This is a genomic window from Sorangium sp. So ce295 (genome assembly GCF_051527405.1).
In the GTDB taxonomy this organism is placed as follows: domain Bacteria; phylum Myxococcota_A; class Polyangia; order Polyangiales; family Polyangiaceae; genus Sorangium; species Sorangium cellulosum_B.
Map to the genome: position 1 here is coordinate 10,164,706 of NZ_CP150324.1, position 17,943 is coordinate 10,182,648.

14 protein-coding genes and 1 tRNA gene are annotated in these 17,943 nt (G+C 69.5%); 8 read left to right on the forward strand and 7 right to left on the reverse strand.

Annotated elements, in window-relative coordinates; genetic code table 11:
- Nucleotides 1-2: 2 nt before the first annotated feature.
- Entirely contained in the window at nt 3-758 is a 756-nt protein-coding gene (locus tag WMF11_RS38520) for an enoyl-CoA hydratase/isomerase family protein (protein ID WP_437974335.1), read from the reverse strand.
- Nucleotides 755-1,807 carry a RimK family alpha-L-glutamate ligase gene (locus WMF11_RS38525; RefSeq protein WP_437710729.1) on the reverse strand — a complete coding sequence of 351 codons (1,053 nt, stop codon included), beginning with the start codon at nt 1,805-1,807 and terminating at the stop codon, nt 755-757. Before WMF11_RS38525 ends, WMF11_RS38520 begins: the two co-directional genes overlap by 4 nt.
- 270 nt (nt 1,808-2,077) lie before the next feature.
- Between WMF11_RS38525 and WMF11_RS38530 the strand changes: the two genes are divergently transcribed.
- The 6 genes from WMF11_RS38530 to WMF11_RS38555 all read left to right on the forward strand — a co-directional run bounded on the left by WMF11_RS38530 (nt 2,078) and on the right by WMF11_RS38555 (nt 7,173).
- Nucleotides 2,078-3,247, forward strand: a complete 1,170-nt coding sequence (locus WMF11_RS38530) for an acyl-CoA dehydrogenase family protein (protein WP_437544674.1) — start codon at nt 2,078-2,080, stop codon at nt 3,245-3,247.
- A gap of 124 nt (nt 3,248-3,371) precedes the next feature.
- Nucleotides 3,372-3,444 (forward strand) — tRNA-Ala (locus WMF11_RS38535).
- Between the two features lie 87 nt (nt 3,445-3,531).
- Nucleotides 3,532-4,620: a nicotinate-nucleotide--dimethylbenzimidazole phosphoribosyltransferase gene (cobT, locus tag WMF11_RS38540; protein ID WP_437974336.1), complete on the forward strand. Its 1,089-nt coding sequence runs from the start codon at nt 3,532-3,534 to the stop codon at nt 4,618-4,620.
- Nucleotides 4,617-5,384: an adenosylcobinamide-GDP ribazoletransferase gene (locus WMF11_RS38545; RefSeq protein ID WP_437904139.1), complete on the forward strand. Its 768-nt coding sequence runs from the start codon at nt 4,617-4,619 to the stop codon at nt 5,382-5,384. The genes cobT and WMF11_RS38545 overlap by 4 nt, the downstream gene beginning before the upstream one ends.
- A 15-nt stretch (nt 5,385-5,399) precedes the next feature.
- On the forward strand, nt 5,400-6,032 hold the full coding sequence (locus WMF11_RS38550) for a histidine phosphatase family protein (RefSeq protein WP_437974337.1): 633 nt from the start codon (nt 5,400-5,402) through the stop codon (nt 6,030-6,032).
- A 22-nt stretch (nt 6,033-6,054) separates the two neighbouring features.
- Entirely contained in the window at nt 6,055-7,173 is a 1,119-nt protein-coding gene (locus tag WMF11_RS38555; protein WP_437974338.1) for an arginase family protein, read from the forward strand.
- 6 nt (nt 7,174-7,179) lie between these two features.
- Here the strand turns inward: WMF11_RS38555 and WMF11_RS38560 are convergent, their stop codons facing one another.
- Nucleotides 7,180-8,052 (reverse strand): sulfurtransferase, encoded by an 873-nt coding sequence (locus WMF11_RS38560; protein WP_437974339.1) that lies wholly within the window; start codon nt 8,050-8,052, stop codon nt 7,180-7,182.
- A 491-nt stretch (nt 8,053-8,543) separates the two neighbouring features.
- Here WMF11_RS38560 and WMF11_RS38565 point away from each other — a divergent pair, with 491 nt between their 5' ends.
- The gene (locus WMF11_RS38565; RefSeq protein WP_437974340.1) at nt 8,544-9,110 is read left to right on the forward strand and encodes a hypothetical protein; all 567 of its coding nucleotides are present in this window, start codon (nt 8,544-8,546) and stop codon (nt 9,108-9,110) included.
- A gap of 168 nt (nt 9,111-9,278) precedes the next feature.
- On the opposite strand, the gene WMF11_RS38570 is transcribed toward WMF11_RS38565, so the two are convergent.
- The 4 genes from WMF11_RS38570 to WMF11_RS38585 form a co-directional block, all read right to left on the reverse strand.
- A complete protein-coding gene (locus tag WMF11_RS38570) occupies nt 9,279-10,874 on the reverse strand; it encodes a DUF1552 domain-containing protein (protein WP_437974341.1) in 1,596 nt (531 codons plus the stop codon).
- Nucleotides 10,875-10,888: 14 nt separating this feature from the next.
- The gene (locus WMF11_RS38575) at nt 10,889-12,439 is read right to left on the reverse strand and encodes a DUF1592 domain-containing protein (protein ID WP_437974342.1); all 1,551 of its coding nucleotides are present in this window, start codon (nt 12,437-12,439) and stop codon (nt 10,889-10,891) included.
- A 389-nt stretch (nt 12,440-12,828) separates the two neighbouring features.
- Nucleotides 12,829-14,451, reverse strand: a complete 1,623-nt coding sequence (locus WMF11_RS38580) for a DUF1552 domain-containing protein (RefSeq protein WP_437974343.1) — start codon at nt 14,449-14,451, stop codon at nt 12,829-12,831.
- A 176-nt stretch (nt 14,452-14,627) separates the two neighbouring features.
- Entirely contained in the window at nt 14,628-16,691 is a 2,064-nt protein-coding gene (locus WMF11_RS38585; RefSeq protein WP_437974344.1) for an O-linked N-acetylglucosamine transferase family protein, read from the reverse strand.
- A 613-nt stretch (nt 16,692-17,304) separates the two neighbouring features.
- Here WMF11_RS38585 and WMF11_RS38590 point away from each other — a divergent pair.
- A complete protein-coding gene (locus WMF11_RS38590; protein ID WP_437974345.1) occupies nt 17,305-17,871 on the forward strand; it encodes a hypothetical protein in 567 nt (188 codons plus the stop codon).
- Nucleotides 17,872-17,943: the final 72 nt, after the last annotated feature.

The following is a 17,943-nucleotide window of genomic DNA, read 5'->3' on the forward strand; positions in this document are numbered from 1 at the left end:
CGTCACTTCTTGCTCAGGAACGTATCCATCGCACGCCGGTGCTCCGGGCCGTTCCACTGCTCGGCGAACGCCCGTCGCTCGACCTCGGCGGCGGAGGCGCGCAGCGCCTCGCGCACCTTGTGCAGGGACCGCTTCATGGCCGCGACCGACGCGCGCGGCCCCCCGGCGATGCGGCCGACCTGCGCGATCGCCCGGCTCCGCGCCGCGCCGGTGGGGACGACCTCGCTCACGAGGCCGACGCGGAGCGCCTCGGCGGCGTCGATCCTCTCCGCCGTCAGGAGCAGCCGCGCCGCCGCGAGCGGCCCCACCCGCTCGCAGAGCCGCGTCAGCCCGCCCCAGGCCGGGGACAGGCCCATCTTGACGTGCCGGAACGAGAGCGCGGCGTGCTCCTCGACGACGACGAAATCGCAGAGCAGCAGGAGCTCGCAGCCGCCGCCCAGCGCGTCGCCCTGCACGGCGGCGACGATCGGCACCTCGCTCTCCTCGAAGGCCGCGAGGCCCTCGAACAGCCGGAGGACCTCGCCCCCCTCCGCGCCGCCGGCGGCGAGCGCGTGGAGCTCGCGGATGTCGCCGCCCGCCACGAAGACGTCGCTGCTCGTCGCGGTGAGCACGACGCCGCGCACGCGCGGGTCGGCGCTGGCGCGGCGGATCGCCTCGCCGAGGCGGCCCGCGAAGTCGCTGTCGATGGCGTTCCTGCGCTCGGGACGATCGATGGTCAGGACGACCGCATCGCCGGCCGCCTCGACCCGCAGGGTCACGAGAGGGCCCTCCGCGCGCCCCTCCCGCCGGTGAGCGCCGCGGCCTTCCCGCGGCTCGCGCCCGCCCCGTTCTCCGCCGCCGCGCGGCTCAGCCGCCGCGGCGCAGGCATGCGCTCGTCGTGGATCACCTCGGCGATCCGCGCCTCGAGCGTGCGGCGGCTGAGGCCCCGCTGCTCCGCCGCGTACCGCTCGGCGTAGCTGATAATCGCGCCCGCGACGTCGACGCCGCTCGCGCGCTCGATCCCCTCCAGGCCGGGCGAGCTGTTGATCTCGAGGATCTTGGGCCCGGAGCGCGCCTCGAGCATGTCGACGCCGGCGACCTCGAGGCCCATCGCCTTCGCGGCGCGCATCGCGACGCTCCGGTAGGCGCGCGGCAGCTTCACCCGATCGCCCTTGCCGCCGCGGTGGAGGTTCGAGCGGAACTCCCCCGGCTTGGCGACGCGGCGCATCGAGGCGACCACGCGGCCGCCGACGACGATGACCCGGATGTCGCGCCCCTTCGACTCGCGCACGTACTCCTGGAGCACGATGTCCTGGCCCATGGCCCAGAACGTCTCGAGCAGGGCGTGCACGGCGTGGGGCGTCTCGGCGAGCATGGTGCCGATGCCCTGGGTCCCCTGCTGGAGCTTCACGATCGCGGGGCAGCCGCCGACGAGCGAGAGCGCCGCCTCGACGCCGGCCGGGCTCCGGGCGCACACGGTGATCGGCACGTTGAGCTTGCGGCGCGTGAGCAGCTGGAGCGCGCGCAGCTTGTCGCGGCTCCTCGCGATCGAGACGGCGCCGTTCAGGACGGGGACGCCCATGAGATCGAACTGACGGACGACGGCGAGGCCGTAGTTGGTGATGCTGGCGCCGATGCGCGGGATCACGATGTCGAAGCGGGGCACCGCCGAACCACCGACGAGCAACGACGGGCGGCCGCGCGACACGACGATCTGGAAATCGAGCGGATCGATGACGCTGACGTCGTGACCACGCGCGCGCCCCGCGAGCACGATCCGGCTCGTCGAATAGAGGGACGCGTTGCGGGACAGGACGAGGAGTCGCATGTGGCCCGGAGGCTAGCAGAGCCGGCAGACTGCGTGGATGGATGCGCGTGCCGATTCATTTTTCGCTCTTCGGCGGTTCTTCTGACGCTCGCGCCGCTCACACCGCGCCCGCACGGTCGCGCGCCGCGCCATCGGCCCTCGTTTTCCATGGGGCTCCGCGCGGCCCGTTCGGCGGACCAGGCGCGGCAGAAGCGCGGAGGTGCAGCGCTTGCGCTGGAAAATGTTTCGTGTACGAATCATCTCGGTCGTGCCGGCGAGGAGGGGTTCGCGATGTGGCAGCCGTTCACGGAAGAACATCAGCAGTTCAGGAAGACGGTGCGGGCCTTCGCAGAGAAGGAGCTCGCTCCTCATGTGGAGGAGTGGGAGTCGTCGGAGTGCTTCCCCAGCTGGGTGTTCAAGCGCGCCGGCGAGCTCGGGATCCTGGGCGCGCACTTCCCGGAGGAGCACGGCGGCGCCGGGCTCGACTACTGGTTCTCGGCGGCCAAGGCCGAGGAGCTCGTGCGCTGCACGATGGCGGGGGTCTCGATGGGCCTGCTCGTGCAGAGCGACATGGCGACCCCGGTGATCAGCGACATCGGCACGAAGGAGCAGATCGAGGAGTTCCTCAAGCCGGCGCTCGCGGGCGACAAGATCGCCGCGCTGGGCGTCTCCGAGCCGGCGGCCGGCAGCGACGTGGCCGGGATCCGGACGATCGCGCGCAAGGACGGCGAGGATTACGTGCTGAACGGGCAGAAGACGTTCATCACGAACGGGACACGCGCCGATTTCGTGACGCTGCTCGCCAAGACGTCGCCGGACAGGGGCGCCCACGGCTGCTCGTTCTTCCTCGTGCCGACGGCGCTCCGCGGCTTCAACGTCGCGAAGAAGCTGAAGAAGATCGGCAACAAATCCTCGGACACCGCGGAGCTCTTCCTGGAGGACGTGCGGGTGCCGGGGCGCTACCTGCTCGGCGAGCCCGATCAGGGCTTCGCGTACCTGATGCAGAACTTCCAGACCGAGCGGCTGGTCGCTGCGGTGAGCGCGATCGCGAGCTCGTTCATGACGCTCGACGGCACGGTCGAGTACGGGCGCGAGCGGGTGGCGTTCGGCAAGCCGATCATCAAGCGCGAGTCGTGGCAGCACAAGCTCGTGGACCTGTACACGCGCTGCGAGGCGGCGCGCGCGTTCGCCTACAAGTGCGTCGACCACTACAACGACGAGCGGTACGTGCGGAAGGTGCCGATCAGCTTCGACACGGTGAAGCTCATCTCGATGGCGAAGATTTTGGCCGGCGACGTGGCGAACGACGTCGTGGACACCTGCCTGCAGTTCCACGGAGGCTGGGGCTACATCGAGGACTTCCCGATCGCGCGCGCGTGGCGTGATCAGCGGCTCCTCCGCATCGGCGGCGGGACGACCGAGACGATGAAGTACTATCTGGCAAAGCTGATGAACTTCTGAGCGCCCCCGCGGCCCGGCGGCCGCATCGCCGCGAACCGAGGCCCTCGGACACAAAAGCGCGCCGGTCGAAAAAAAGTAGAGACAAGCGGCGCGAGAGGCTGTAGATATCCCGCTCCCAACGACCGGGGCTGTAGCTCAGCTGGGAGAGCGCATGACTGGCAGTCATGAGGTCAGGGGTTCGATCCCCCTCAGCTCCACCGATAGGACCGAAGGACTCCTGTTCCTGTGAAGGAGTCCGCATCGCCGTGCCCGCTCGCCGGCGTGTCGGAGTAGAGAACCCGGACATGGCTCTCTCGCCTCACTGGGTCTTCCCGGAGCTCGACGCGAGCGCGGTGAGCGCGGCGCGGGCGCGGCAAGACACGCTGACCAAGCCGCGCGGCAGCCTCGGCGTGCTGGAGGATCTCGCCGTGGCGCTCGCCGGCATCCAGGGCGGGGCGCCCGCGAGCCGGCCCGCGGCGGCGGTGCTCTTCGCCGCCGATCACCCCGTCGCCCGGCACGGCGTGTCGGCGTACCCGCCAGAGGTCACGGCGGCGATGGTGGCGAACTTCGTGCGCGGCGGCGCCGCCGCCAGCGTCCTCTGCCGGAACCTCGGTGTCGATCTGCGGGTCGTGGACGTCGGGGTCGCCCACCCGTACGAGGGCGTGGGCGGCGGCGATGGCGCGCGGCTGCGGCGCGATCCGGTCGCCGACGATCCCATCGGTGACCTGCGGATCGAGGACGCGCTCTCGGAGGCCGTCTACGAGCGCGCGCTCCGCGCGGGCGCCGCGGAGATCGACGCGCTCGGGGGCGACACGCGCGTCGTCCTGCTCGGCGACATGGGCATCGGCAACACGACCGCGGCGGCGGCCATCACGGCGCTGCTCCTCGGGATCGCGCCGGAGGACGTCGTCGGGGCGGGGACCGGCGTCTCCGGCGACGCGCTGTCGCGCAAGATCGAGGTCGTGCGCGACGCGACGCGACGCGCGCGGGAGGTCTCGGGCGTCCAGCGCACCGACCCGCACCGCGTCGTGCAGGCGGTCGGCGGGAAGGAGATCGCCGCGCTGGTGGGCGCCATGGCGCGGGCGATCGAGCGGCGCATGGCGGTGCTCGTCGACGGCTTCATCGTCTCGACGGCGGCGCTCGCGCTCGTCCGGATGTGCGCCGAGGCGCGGTCGGGCCTGATCTTCGCCCACCGCTCGGCCGAGCGCGGCCACGCCCACGTCCTCGCGGCGCTCGACGCGCGCCCCTTGCTGGACCTCGGGATGCGCCTTGGCGAGGCGAGCGCGGCGCTGGCCGCGCTGCCCCTCCTCGACGCGGCCTGCGCCCTCCACGCCGGCATGGCGACGTTCGCGAGCGCGAGCGTGCCGGATCGCGCGCGGCCCGGGACTCCATGACGACGCCGCCGGTGCTGCGCGGCGCCCGCGCAGCGGCGACCTTCCTCACGCGCGTCCCGGTCGGCGGCTTCCCCTACGCCGAGGCGGACTGGCGCTGGGCCTCTGCCTGGTTCCCGTTCGTGGGCGCCGCGCTCGGCGCCGTCCAGGCCGCGGTGTGGCTGCTCGTCGATCGGAGCGGCGCGCTCGTCGCGGCGAGCGTCACCGTGGCCCTCGGGCTGCTGCTGACCGGGGCGTTCCACGAGGACGGCCTCGCGGACACGGCCGACGCGCTCGGCGGCGCGCTCGATCGCGCTCGGATCTTCGAGATCCTCAAGGACAGCCGCATCGGCGCGTTCGGCGCGGCCGCGCTCATCGTTGTCCTCGTGCTGCGCGTCGCCCTGCTCGCGCGGCTCGACGCCGCGGCGCCCGTCGCCCTCGTGCTGACGCAGTGCCTCTCGCGCACCCCGCCGATCTGGCTGATGGTCGCGCTGCCCTACGTGACCCAGAGCGGCTCGCGCAGCCGCCCGGTGGCGCAGGCGGCGCTCCCGCAGGCGCTGCTCGGCTCGCTCTGGCCGGCGCTCGCGCTCGCCGCGGCGCACGCCGCCGGGGCCCTCACGGCGGCCGAGGCGGCGGGCATGCTCGTCGCGTCCGCCGCCGCCGCGGCGATCTGCGGCCTCCGCTTCCACGCCCGCGCCGGCGGGCTCACGGGCGACTTCCTGGGCGCTGCGCAGCAGATCGCCGAGTGCGCCGCGCTGCTCGCCCTCGCGCTCGTGCGGGGCGGCTGAGCCGCGGGCGCGCGCGTGGATCCCCTCGCCCACGGCCTCATCGCCTTCCGCCACGCCCCCGTCGCGCTCTCCGGCGTCTGCTACGGCCGCCTCGACGTCGCCGCGGCGCTCCCCCCCGAGGCTGCAGCGGCCGCGATCGAGCGCGCGCTCCACGAGCTCTGCGTCCGCCCCGGCGTGGTCTTTTCGTCGCCGCTCTCCCGCTGCGCGCTCCCGGCCGCCGAGCTCGCGGCGCGCCTCGGGGTGCCGCGCGCGATCGACGATCGCCTGCTCGAGATCTCCTACGGCGCGTGGGAGGGGCGCGCATTTGCGGACATCGAGCGCGACGATCCGGCCGCGTACGCCGCGTGGCTCGACGGCTGGGAGCGCGTCGGGCCGCCCGGGGGCGAGTCGGCGCTCGACGTCGAGTCCAGGGTGCGGTCGTTCTGGCGCGAGATCGGCGCCCCGCGCGGCGTGGACGGCGTGGACGGCGTGGACGTCGCGTCCCGCGCGCGCCCGCCGCTCCTTGTCGCGCACGCCGGGGTGCTGCGCGCGCTCCGGGTCGTCGCGCGCGGCGCCAGCTGGCTTGCGGCGATGAGCGCGCCGGTCCCTCACCTCACGGCCGAGCGCTTCCCTCTGCCTGCGTCCGCCCTTTCGCTGGCGGACCTTTGAGGGGCGCGTACCCTCGTCGGGCATGACCCCGCAAGAAGAGCTCGCGCTCCTGCTGCGCCCGGCGGCCGGAGGTCTCTACCTCGTCTCGACCGGCCGCGCGCAGCAGCTCGAGGTCCAGCGGCGGCTCTACGGCGCCGCGACCGAGGAGGAGGTCCTCGCGCGGTTCCGCGCGTCGCTCGACCGCATCGCCGGCGCGCGCGCCGTCCTGCTCGGCGTGCCCTCCGACGTCGGCGCGGGGTTCCTCCGTGGCTCCAACATGGGCCCGCAGGCCATCCGGACAGCGCTCCTCGACGCCTCCCCGGACTTCCCCGAGCGGGCGCGCGAGGTCGGGCTCGTCGACATCGGCGACGTGTTCGTCGTGCCGCAGCTCCTGCACGACGACATGCTCTCGGAGGCGCAGAAGGCCGCGTCGCGCCGCGCGCTCTACCCTGGCGCGCCCGAGCCCGTGGCGTCGCGGCTGCCGGTCTCGCCGCTCTCCATCGCGGAGCGCGCGCTCGATCTCGTCTTCTCGATCAACCCGGGCGTCGCCCCCATCGTGCTCGGCGGCGATCACTCCACGGCCTTGCCGGTCGCGCGCGCGCTCGCCCGCGCGCGGAAGCGGCCGTGGGGCATCGTCCAGCCCGACGCGCACACCGATCTCCTCGAGGAGCGGCTCGGGGTCGCATACTGCTTCGCCACGTGGTCGTACCACGCGAACGAGCTGGTCGGGCGGGGCGGCCGGCTGACGCAGGTGGGGGTCCGCGCGTCGCAGAAGCCGCGCGAGCACTGGGAGAGCCGCTACGGCGTGCGGCAGTTCTGGGCGGCCGAGTGCCGCGCCGATCCGGCGGCGGCGCTCGACGCCATCGTGGCCCACGTGAAGAGCACCGGCGTCGAGGGCGTGTATTTCTCGAACGACATCGACGGCACGGACGCCGCGTACGCCGACGCCACGGGGACGCCGGAGCCGGACGGCCTGTCGCCCGAGTTCGTCGTGGCGCTCATCCGCCGGCTCGGGCGCGAGGTCGGCCTGATCGGCGGCGACGTCATGGAGGTCGCGCCCGCGCTTCAGCCGACGCCGGAGAGCGCGGCGCGCACGGTCGCGCTCGCCGCGCGTTACCTGCGCGAGACGATCGAGGCCACCGTCGGCCGCGCGCTCGCCTGACGCCGCTCAGGGCTCGGGGCCGCTGGCCGCGGGCAGGGCGGCGTCGCGGGCCCAATCGCTCCAGGACCCCTCGTAGAGGATCGCGTCCTCGCGGCCGAGCGTCGTCAGGGCGAGCAGGTCGTGGCAGGCGGTGACGCCGGAGCCGCAGTAGCAGACCACGGTGGCTGCATCGAGCGCGCCGAGGTCGCGGTAGCGCCGCTCGAGCTCCGCGCGCTCGCGGAAGGCGCCCCCGGGGGCGCTGAGGTTCTCGACGAAGGGGGCGGAGCGGGCGCCGGGGATGTGGCCCGGGCGGGCGTCGACGGGCTCGGTCTGCCCCTCGTAGCGCTCGCGCGCGCGCGCATCGAGGATCACCGCCGCGGAATCGCGGCGCAGCCTGTCGACAGCGGCCTTGTCCGCGACCGGAGCGCCGCCGGGGGCGAGATCCATGGCGGGCGCTTCAGCGATCGTGGGTGCCGCGGTCGAGAGGGGGTATCCCGCGGCGGTCCACGCCTGGAGTCCCCCGTCGAGCACGCGCCCGCCTGGATGGCCGAAGTAGCGCAGCAGCCACCAGAGACGGGCGGCGATGGCGCCACCGGCGTCGTCGTAGCCGACGACCAGCGAGCCTGGGACGACCCCGATGCGGGCGAGGACGCGCGCGAACGCCGCCGCGTCGGGCAGCGGGTGGCGGCCTGGTCCGCCGAGCGCCGGGCTGGAGAGATCGGCGTCGACGTCGAGGTGGACGGCGCCCGGGATGTGCCCGCGGGCGTACTCGTCGGCGCCGCGGCGACCGCCGAGGTACCAGCGGCAATCGACGACGCGGACGCGGGGATCGCCCGCGTGCGCTGCGAGCCAGGCGACATCGACGAGCGGACCGGGTGGCACGAGGAAGGGATCGCGCATGGGCGAAGGGTACCCACCCTGCTCGCGCCGGGCCACATCGCATCCTCGCCATCCCCGACGTGCTCGGCTGTGCCCGATGGCGCTGCGCCGCCGGACGCGACTCCCGCGCTCGACGGAGCGCCGAAAGCGACGGCATTTGCAAGCACTTTTGACAGCTGAAATGGGGCGTGAGGGCATCAGACATGAACGTCAATCGACGCGTGCAGCACGCCTGGTTGCGAGGGTAGCCGCCACAAACCGCTTGATCTTCAAACGCATTGGCTCGCCTACCCGCCCCGCAGCACCTCCCATCCCGGAAGACGCCCCTGGCCTCGCTCAGCGCTTCACCGAGCGAGAGCCGCCGGCGCCGCGAGCGACGTGCTCACAAAAGTTCACCAGAGCCATTCATTGATCACGCCTCGTCTTGAAGGTCCGACGGATCGAAGCCTTTCCCTTTGTTTCAATCGGCAAGAGGGCTGTACTTTGCTCTCTAACCACTTTAATTACGATCCATGAAACTTCGACTCTCAAACTTCGCCGCCGCAGCGATCCTCACCCTCCTGTCAGCTCTTTCAGGCTGCTCCGATGATGGAAGCACCGGCAGCTCGGAAGCCGGCACGACCACTACCTCAAATGCGTCCGGGTCTGGCGGGCAGGGCTCGGGCGGGGATGGCGCCGGAGGCGCCACGGCCTCGAGCTCGACGTCCGCTGGAACCGGCGGTGGCGGCTCGGCGGTCGACCCGACCTTTGAAACGGTCAGAGCGGTCGTCGCGAATGTTGGCTGCTCCGATGCGAGCTGCCACAACGGCGAGGCGGAGCCGAGGCTGCTCGACGACGAGACCCTCTACGCGACCCTGACGACGCACATCTCCGAGGCGTGCGGAGACATTCCGCTCGTCACCCCCGGCGAGCCAGAGCAGAGCGCCCTCGTCAAGATCCTCAAAGGCCCCTGCGGGGATATCGCCCGCATGCCCAATGGATGCGTCAGCGAGCCCGGCCCGGAATACACGTGCCTGCCCCAGGCATACATCGACGCGATCGAGCAGTGGGTCGCCGACGGCGCGCAGCAGCAGCAGTGAGCGGCCGATGACGACGACGCGGGCTCCGCCCCGGAGCTCCGCGTCGTTGCGCTGAGGACACGAGGTCATCGCGGTCGCTGCGACCCAGCGCCGAGCAAAAGGCCCCTCCTGAGGGGAGGGGCCTGGTCTTCATTTCGCCCGAGCCGGCAGCCCCGGCGCGAGCGACGATCAGCCGTTCGCGCGAAGCGCCTTGAACTCACCAGCGTCCTTGATGGACACTGGATTGGTCTCGCTGGCGAAGAGCTTCGTGTCGTCGTGCTTGCCGAAGTGAGTCACCTCCGCCGAGCCGCCGATCGCCGGGAAGCCGTCCGCGCCGGCCTTCACCCCGGTGGCGTTCAGCAGGTTGCAGAAGTACTTGTTGATCGGCTGCGTGGCGACGTCCGGCGGAGTCCCCGTGCCGTCGATCTCGCCGAACTCGAGCTTCGTCTGGCCCGGCCCGCAGGCAGCCTCGCTGTTACCGACGGCCAGGTCAGCCTTGCCACCTTCGACGTTCACGGCCTGACCCGTCTTGAAGTAGCCGCCGCAGCTCCCTGCCTGGAGGATCGGCAGGTTGTTGAGGTTGTGGCTGTTGCCGTCGGAGTCCTCCTGGAACCAGACGGTCGCGGTGTTGTCGAGGAGCTTCCCCTCGCCCTCATCGATGCTGTCGAGCCGACCGACGAGGTAAGCGAACTTCTTCGCGTACCAGTCGTCGATCTGCTGGATCATCTCGATGACCCCAGGAACGCAATCACCACCCATGTTGGCGTCGCCGACGCGGTGGGAGATGCCATGGGAGTCCTTCGAGTGATTGATGCCGTCCCACTTGAACGTGAGGGTGCCGGGGAACTTCATGAAGATGACGCGGTTCTGGTCGCAGATGGCCGAAAGCACCGCGAGGTCCATCATGACGTTCGTCGACTTCGACAGGTCGATGCCGAGGCCACCCCCCTGCGAGGCCGCCTGCACGGACTGGGCCGTCAAACCGAGCGCCTCTGCCTGGGCGGCGCTGCACTGGGCCCTGACCGTGTTCGTGGTCTGGTGGAGGAGGTCCTTCCAGTCGGAGAGCCGCTGCTTGTCCGCCTGGCTCATCCTGACCCGCTCGAGGGTCTCCAGGTCCTCCCGCACGACGTCGATCACGCTCTTGCCGCGGACCACCTTGTACGTATCCTGCGACACGGGGCCCTGACCGAAGAGGCCCGTGAGGTTGTTGTAGATCGTCGTCGGAGACCCGATGCCGGGGAAGATCTGCTTGGGCTTGTCGTACGAGAAATTGGAGAACGCGTCCTGCCGCACCCCGCCGATCTGCATCACGAGGGGGGCGGCGCCGTTGGGGTTGACCTGCTCCGCGGCGATGTGATCGAGCGACCGCCCTGTCGACTTCGCGTTGAACTTGTCGCTCTCGGGCGTCACCGGGTAGCAGGTGAAATACGACCCCATGACCTGACCGTGGGGGTCGTTGTTCTGGCCGTGGGTCCGCCCGAAGCTCCACTCGTTCATCCCCCGGATGCCACGGGGCATCAGGAGCTTCTTTGCGAAGGGCGCGAGGTGCTTGAGCGTCGTCGCCTGGTAATCGGCGGCGGTCAATTCGCCATGGGACTTCTTCGGGAACCACCGGTTCGTCAGGCAGCCATAGTGCGTGAAGAGCACGATCAGCCGCTTCGGAGCGCCACCGCCGGCCGACTGCGCCTCGGCGTCACGCTCGGCGACAGAGCCCAAGAAAGGTGCAGCGACGACGGCTCCACCCAGGCCTCGGAGGAATACTCTTCGATTGAGGTTCTTCATCATGGTCGTATTCCTTCTCAATCCCCGAGGACGGTGCGCAGGCGGAACGAATCGGCCTGGGTAAGATCGGTAAGCAAATTGATGATGGTATAGCCGTCGCTCGACAGCTTGTCGCTGAGCTCGTTGACGGTGCAGGCGTCGTTCGTGTTCGGCACCCTCCGGCGGGCCCAGGAGACCCACTGCTCGGCATAGTGACGCTTGGCGATCGCACCAGCGCCGAGCTCGGTCATCATCTCGAGGGGCGACGTGATCGTCTTGGTGTTGGTCTCGCTGAAGTAGACGTCGTCCGTCGCGTCGATGTCGCCGCCGAGCGGATCCTTCGTCTGCACCTTGCCGACCGAGTCGAACCTCTCGAGCACGAAGCCCGGCGGGTTGACCAGCTTGCTGTGGCAGTCGACGCACCCCGCAGGCGAGGTCAGCGCCTCGATGGCCTCACGCTCCGTGGAGAACGGGCCCGGAGGCCGCGGCGTCTGGTCCGCGCCGGGCGTCGGCTTCAGGGTGAGCCCGAGCAGCCTGTTGGCGACGAACGCGCCCCGGAGGATCGGGCTCGTGGCGCCGAAGGACGAGTAGGAGCTCAGGAACCCGACGCGGGTCAAGAACCCCGGCCGCACGTTCGGGTCGAGCTCCACCCGCGTCAGCTCCGCACCATAGTCGGCCGCGTTGAGCCCGTAGATCGGAGCGGTGTCCTTGTTCACGTAAGCGACGTTGCTGAGGAAGATGTCCTTGAACGACCCCCCCTCGAACGCCACCTCCTCGAAGAAGGCGTCGACCTCGGCCAGCATCGGAGCGACGATGTCCGGGGAGTAGTCGGGGAACTTGGTCGTGTCGTGCTCGACCTGTCCCCAGTGCGAACCCTCACGAATGTCCGCATAAGCACGATGGAACAGCGCCACGATCGGCGCCGTCTTGGTGCGGTCCTGGACCATCCGCTCCGCCTGCGCGAGGATCTGCTCCCTGGTGGTGAGCTGACCCGCGTCTGCGGCGGTGTTCAAGGCGTCATCCGGAATGGAGCCCCAGAGCAGGAACGCGAGCCTCGTCGCCACCTCGTGGCTGGAGAGCTTGATGGCGCCGTTCTCCGTGTCGTCCGTCAGCTCGGGGACCGTGATGAACGAGGGCGAAGCGAGCATGGCAAAGAGGATGGCCTCGGCGACCTCCGCGGGCGTGCCCTTGGGCTCCAGCGCGTTGAACCGCATGTAGCGCTGCACCTCTTCGTCCGTCACAGGGCGGCGGAAGGCCTTGCGGCCGAAATCGCGGATCGTCGACTCGAGGCACCCGGCCGCCGCAGGATCGCAGGCGATAAACCTGGACTTGTTCGCCCCCGCCATCACCTCGGCCGCGATGCTCTCGGCGGCCACGAGGTAGGAGTTCCAGGCGATGTCCGTCATGCTGCCCTCGAAGTCGGACACGAGGAGCGAGGACGGGTTGCCCGTGGGAGCGTTTGGCACGTTCGTCACGCCGAGCAGATCCCTCACCACCGCGTCGTACTCCCGGTTCAAGAGCCGCGGGACCTGGGACGTCGCCCAGATGCCGGGAGTGCAGACATCCGGGTCGCCGGGGTCCGGCTCCACCGGCCCGCCCCCCGTACCGGTGCCAGAGGTCTCCCCACCACCGGAGGAGACCCCAGGTTCACCGGGCGCAATCTCGCCAGTGCAACCAGCGAGAAAAGGTGATGACGTCAAAAATGTTGCCGTACCGATGTACGCTAGTTGCCGCAGCGTTCGCATAATGTGACTATCCCCGCCCTGCGTCGAGCTGATCCCCCTGCGCATGATTCCAACGCGGGCCCAACCGGCGAGCCCCCGACTCGGGGAGCCGGCGCCCGCAAGCGCTGCAAAGGCCGCCCGTGCGGCGGAATCTTCGCCCATAGCTTGACGAGAACGTGTCACGGGCGCGGAGCACCGGGCGCACGCGGCGCATTCATCACCAGAGGGCGCGACAGGCTCGGGAACGAGACCGCTCAGGCGTTCGCCCTGAGCGCGGCGAACTCCCCTGGATCGTGGATGGTGGGAGGATTGGTCCCGCCACCGATGAAGTCTTCCGTCCGGTCGTACCTGCCGAAGTGGGTCACCGGATCCGAACCGCCCTTTGCCGGGAAACCATCCGTGCCTGCCTTGACGCCGAGGGCGTTCATCAAGTTGCAGAAGTACTTGTTGATCGGCGCGTTGGCGAGCGACGGATCGGTCCCCGTTTCCTGGGAGCCCCCGTCGACCTGGTCCGACGTGCCGTCGGCACACGTGATCTCGCTGTTCCCTGTCGTGAGATCGGGCGAGCCGTCCTCGACGTTCACGGCCCAACCGGTCTTGAAATAGCCGCCGGCGCCGCCGGCCTGGAGGATCGGCAGGTTGTTGAGGTTGCGGGCGCAGCCGTCCGACACGTCCTGGAACCAGACGGCCGCGCAGTTGTCGAGGAGCGTCCCGTCGCCCTCGTCGATACCGTTCAGCTGCCCGACGAGGTGGGCGAACTTCCTCGCATAGTAGTCGTCGATCTTGAGCAGCATGTCGATCACCCCCGGGACGCAGGTCCCCGTGATGTTCGCGCTGTCCAGGCGACCCGAGATACTGGCGCTCTCGTACTCCAGGCCGAGCCCCCGGAAAAGGAAGTTCCCAGGGTACTTCAGGAAGATGACGGGGTTCGCGTTGCACGCCGCCGCGAGGACGGCGAGGTTGGAACAGAGGTCCGCTCCGTCCAGACCATCCGAGATTCGCCGCGTCAGCCGGTCGTCGACGCTCGGGGTCGTGTTCGCCAGGTTGACGTTCTCTTGCGTCGCGCCGAGCGCCATGGCGAGGGACGTGTTGCACTGCGAAGGAACCACTACATTTCCTGTCGCGTGGAGGAGCTCCTTCCAGGCTGCGAGCTTCTGCTTGTCGGCACGGCTCATGTCGAGCCGCTCGAGCCTCTGCAGATCATCCTTCACGATGTCGAGGACGCTCTTGCCGCGCATCGCCGCGTAGGTGTCCGGAGACGTCGGCTTCCCCGCCTCGAAGAGGCCCGTGAGGCTGCTGAAGGCCTGCGACACGTTGAGGCCCTTGAAGGAGGTCTCGGCGGCGGAGTAGGAGATCGCCGAGAAAGCGCCGTCATTCTGACCCGCCGTATTCAAGAGAAACGGAGTGCCTTGCGGGCTGAGCTGCCGCGCGATGACGTGGTCCAGCGAGGGACCGGTCGGTTTGGCGTTGAACTTCGTCGCTTGATCGAAGCTGAACGGGTCGTTGCTGTTGGGAGTGACCGGGTGGCAAGTGAAGTACGACCCGTTCACCTGCAAGTGGCGATCGTTCCCCTGCCCCCGCTCCATCCTCACCGTCCACTCGTTCATCGCGCGGATGCCTCGGGGCATGAGGAGCTTGTCGACGTACGGCGCCAGGTGCTTGAGCGTCGTCGACTGGAGGTCCGCGGCGGTGAGCGGGCCGTGCGACTTCTTCGGGAACCACCGCGTCGTGATGCAGCCATAGTGCGTGTACATCACGATCAGCCGCTTCGGCGGCGTGACCGGCTGCGCCATCACGGTGCGATCGGCGAGCGAGCCGAGGAACGGCGCCGCGACGCAAGCCCCGCCCAGCCCCCGGAGGAAGATTCTTCGGTTCACGCGCTTTGCCATGGTCGTATCTTTCCTGCCTCAGTGAAGGCAAACGGCCGGCTGCCCTCGGAACGCCCTCCGAATGCTCGCGCTTGCCGCGTCTCCATCACCCCTACAATGCCCGCAGGCACGCGAACGTATTTGGTTTTCGCCCGGCCAGCCGCGCTCGTCGAGCGGCCCTCGCCTCACGCTTGAGCGCAGAAACGGCGCCAGATGTCGCGGTAGATCGACTCGAGATGGCGGGCGAAGCGCGGGCCGTCCATGAGCGGCGACTGCTTCATGCGATCGCGCAGCGTTCGGCGAAGCTCGCCCAGGAGCTCGAGGTTCTCGGCGAGCGAGCTGGCGACCCGAACGTAGTCACCCGGCGTCGTCGCGATGAGCTCCGGCAGACCCAGGTTCATCGCCTGGCAGACGCCGGCGCGGCCGACCACGGTTTCACCTGCGAGGGTCACCACCGGGACGCCCATCCACAGCGCGTCGAGGCTCGTGGTGTGGCCGTTGGAAGGGAACGTATCGAGACAGATGTCGATCTCGCGGTACCTTCGCAGATAGTCGAGCCGCCCGCACCGATCGACGAACTCGATCCGATCGAGCTGGACGCCCCCCTCCTCGAAGATCGAGCGCACCCGGTCCCGCGCCCTTCCCTGAGGCGCCATGAGCGTGAGCCGCGACCTGGGCACCGCGGCCAGCACCCTCGTCCAGACATGAAGCACCCCTTCATTCACCTTCCTGAAGTGGTTCAGGCAGCCGAAGTTGACCCTCCCCTCCGCAAGAGCGGGGAGAGCGCTCACGTCGGGCACGTCGGTGAGCGGGTCGTAGCACCAGAAGGAGTCGGGGAGCCGAAGGGTCTCCTCCGTGTAGACGTCCGTGCTTGCGCCGGGGGGATCGAGGAAGGGATCGGACAGGCGATAGTCCATCGATTCGAGGCCCGTCGTCCCGGGGTACGCCAGCCAGCACACCTGAAGGGGAGCGGGCCGGCGGGCAAAGGCCAGGACGCGGCGGTCGGTCATATGCATGGTGAGGTCGACCAGGATATCGATCTGATCCCGTCGAATGACCTCGGCCAGGGCAGCGTCGTCCAGCGCCGCGACCTCGCGAAAAACATCGGCATGACCGCGAATGCGATCCGTCAGGCTATCCGGCTTGTCCGTGCTCGAGTAGAAGAAGATCTCGAACTGCCGGTGGTCATGGTTCTGGAACAGCGGGATCGTGAAGAGAGACTGGACGTGGGTTCGGAAGTCGGGTGACACGTAACCGATGCGGAGCCGCCGGTCGGACGAGCGATCGGTCGTGTGAGGGGGAGCCTGCGCGGCGAGGGGGCGGGCATGCCGGGCATTCCACGCGCGCGCCTCGGCGAGGATGTCGCTCTCGGTGACGTTCGGCCAGAACGGCATGTTGAAGAGAAGAGCGCTGTGCGCGGCGGCGTCGTCGGGACACAGGGCGACCGCTTCGCGGTACATCGCCTGGGACTCGTCGAGGAGCCCCGACTCGCCGAGCGCGGCGGCGAGATAATCCCGAGCGACATGGAAATTTCGGTCGATCTCGAGCGCTCGACGCAGATCGTCGATCGCTTCGTCGAAACGGCCCGCGTCCGCGTGAATCGCGCCGAGCGCAGTGTACGCGTTGGCCATCCGCGGATTGAGCTTCAGCGCCACGCGGTACCAGGCCGCGGCGTCGTCCGACCGGCCGCCGAGGCGCAGTGTCTCGCCGAGGGCCGCCAGGGCATCGGAGGCGCTCAAGCTCGACTCGGGGCTGCGCGTCGCCGCCGGACCGACCCCGGCGGCGGATGCCCCCCGCTGGTCTCTCAGGCTCGCGAGGCGCTCGCCAGCCTGCAATAACCCAGGTTCGAGATCGCGGGCGCGCTCGTAGCACGCCGCCGCCGCGTCCAGGTCCCCTTGCTCCTCGAACGTGAGAGCGAGGTTGAACACCGATTCGGCGAAGTCGGGCTTCCGAGCGACGGCCATGAGCAGCACGGCGACCGCCTGGGGTCTCCGGCCGAGGCAGCGATACACGTCGCCGAGATGCGACAGGTAGAGGGCGTTGTTCGGGGCGACGCGGACGGCTCGCTCGAGGAGCGCGGCGGCCTCCGTGAGCCGACCGGATTGGACGGTGATCACGCTGAGAAGAAGCAGCGCGTCGCCATGCCCGGGCGCTTGCTCGAGCGCGCCGCGATAGAGGAGCTCTGCGCGATCGACCTGCCCGGCCCGATGAAACTGCACTGCCAATTCGAAGAGCGAAGCGGCGGTCACGGGGAGTTCCTTGTCGGAAGAGCGCGGGATCGCGCCGAGCAGGATGGCTGCGCCCGGGCGCTGAGCGCAAGCCGGTTTTCTTGTCGACCGGCGCATCCAGCATGGCTGTACGATGGAAGGGCCACTTCGGGATGGCCACTTCGAGGAGCTTGACTTTCGGATCGCGCCTCGAGCTCCTCGCCCCTCCCGACGTTGATCGTGCCGGACCAACCCAGGCAACCGAGCTCGGGCGCGACGCCTGGCGCGGCGAAGAGCCCTGCTGACATGGTGCGACGAGGAGCAACGACGCGACGCGGCCGTCCGTCTGCCTGGTGACGGGAGGTTTCGAGAGGCGCTCTTGGGCACGTGAGACCGGCTTGAGCGCACAAGGCACGAGTGTCAATCGACGCGTACAGCATGGCTGTACCCCAGAATGCCCTCCACGAAGCGCTTGATTTTCGGGTGGCGTTTGCTCATTCTACCCACACAAGAGGACGTTGTTCATCTCGCGCAGCTCTTGCCTACGGGCGACGTGGATCGCACGTCGCCTCTGCAATCCGAAGCTCGAAGCCCTTTGCTTCGATCCACGGGAACGAGAGCTAAACCTTCTCTCTCACCATCCTCGTCGTGAACCATGAAATTTCGATTCTCAAGCTTCATCGCGGCAGCATTCGTCGCCGTCCTGTCACCGCTTTCAGGCTGCTCCGACGACCCTGACGATACCGGCGCTGGAGGCGCCGGCGGCACGGATGCCGGAAGCACGAGCGCCAGCGTGTCTACCTCGAGCGCGGTCGGGTCCGGCGGCTCGGGCGGGGCTGGCTCGACCAGCGCGAGCACCGGTGGCGACGGCGGCTCGACCGGCAGCGGCAGCGGGGAAGCGCCGACGTTCGAGACGTTGCAGTTCGTCATACAAAACGCTTGTTTCGGGGCGGGTTGCCACAACGACGATATGAACCCCCTGAACCTGATGGTCGACAAAGAGCTTCACATGAGGGTGAGCTCCCACGTAACCGAGCATTGCGGCGATCTCATCAATACCGAAAATCCGGAAGAGAGCGCGCTCATCAAGATCTTGAAGGGGCCGTGCGGCGAAACTCCGCGAATGCCCCTTGAGTGCGTCAACGATGACGATGCCAAGTGCATCCCCCCCGCCTACATCGAAGCACTCACGCAGTGGATCGCCGACGGCGCGCAGGAGTAGCCGGGCTTCGCGAGTAGCCGCCGACGGGTCGCGGCGCCCCACGGGCGCATCGTGTCAGGGGATAGCCGAGCG

Coding starts and splice junctions, on each gene's coding strand:
- WMF11_RS38545 (WP_437904139.1), top strand. CDS start 4,617: ATGACGACGCCGCCGGTGCTGCGCGGCGCCCGCGCAGCGGCGACCTTC.
- cobT (WP_437974336.1), top strand. CDS start 3,532: ATGGCTCTCTCGCCTCACTGGGTCTTCCCGGAGCTCGACGCGAGCGCG.
- WMF11_RS38570 (WP_437974341.1), bottom strand. CDS start 10,874: ATGATGAAGAACCTCAATCGAAGAGTATTCCTCCGAGGCCTGGGTGGA.
- WMF11_RS38560 (WP_437974339.1), bottom strand. CDS start 8,052: ATGCGCGATCCCTTCCTCGTGCCACCCGGTCCGCTCGTCGATGTCGCC.
- WMF11_RS38555 (WP_437974338.1), top strand. CDS start 6,055: ATGACCCCGCAAGAAGAGCTCGCGCTCCTGCTGCGCCCGGCGGCCGGA.
- WMF11_RS38525 (WP_437710729.1), bottom strand. CDS start 1,807: ATGCGACTCCTCGTCCTGTCCCGCAACGCGTCCCTCTATTCGACGAGC.
- WMF11_RS38590 (WP_437974345.1), top strand. CDS start 17,305: ATGAAATTTCGATTCTCAAGCTTCATCGCGGCAGCATTCGTCGCCGTC.
- WMF11_RS38530 (WP_437544674.1), top strand. CDS start 2,078: ATGTGGCAGCCGTTCACGGAAGAACATCAGCAGTTCAGGAAGACGGTG.
- WMF11_RS38565 (WP_437974340.1), top strand. CDS start 8,544: ATGAAACTTCGACTCTCAAACTTCGCCGCCGCAGCGATCCTCACCCTC.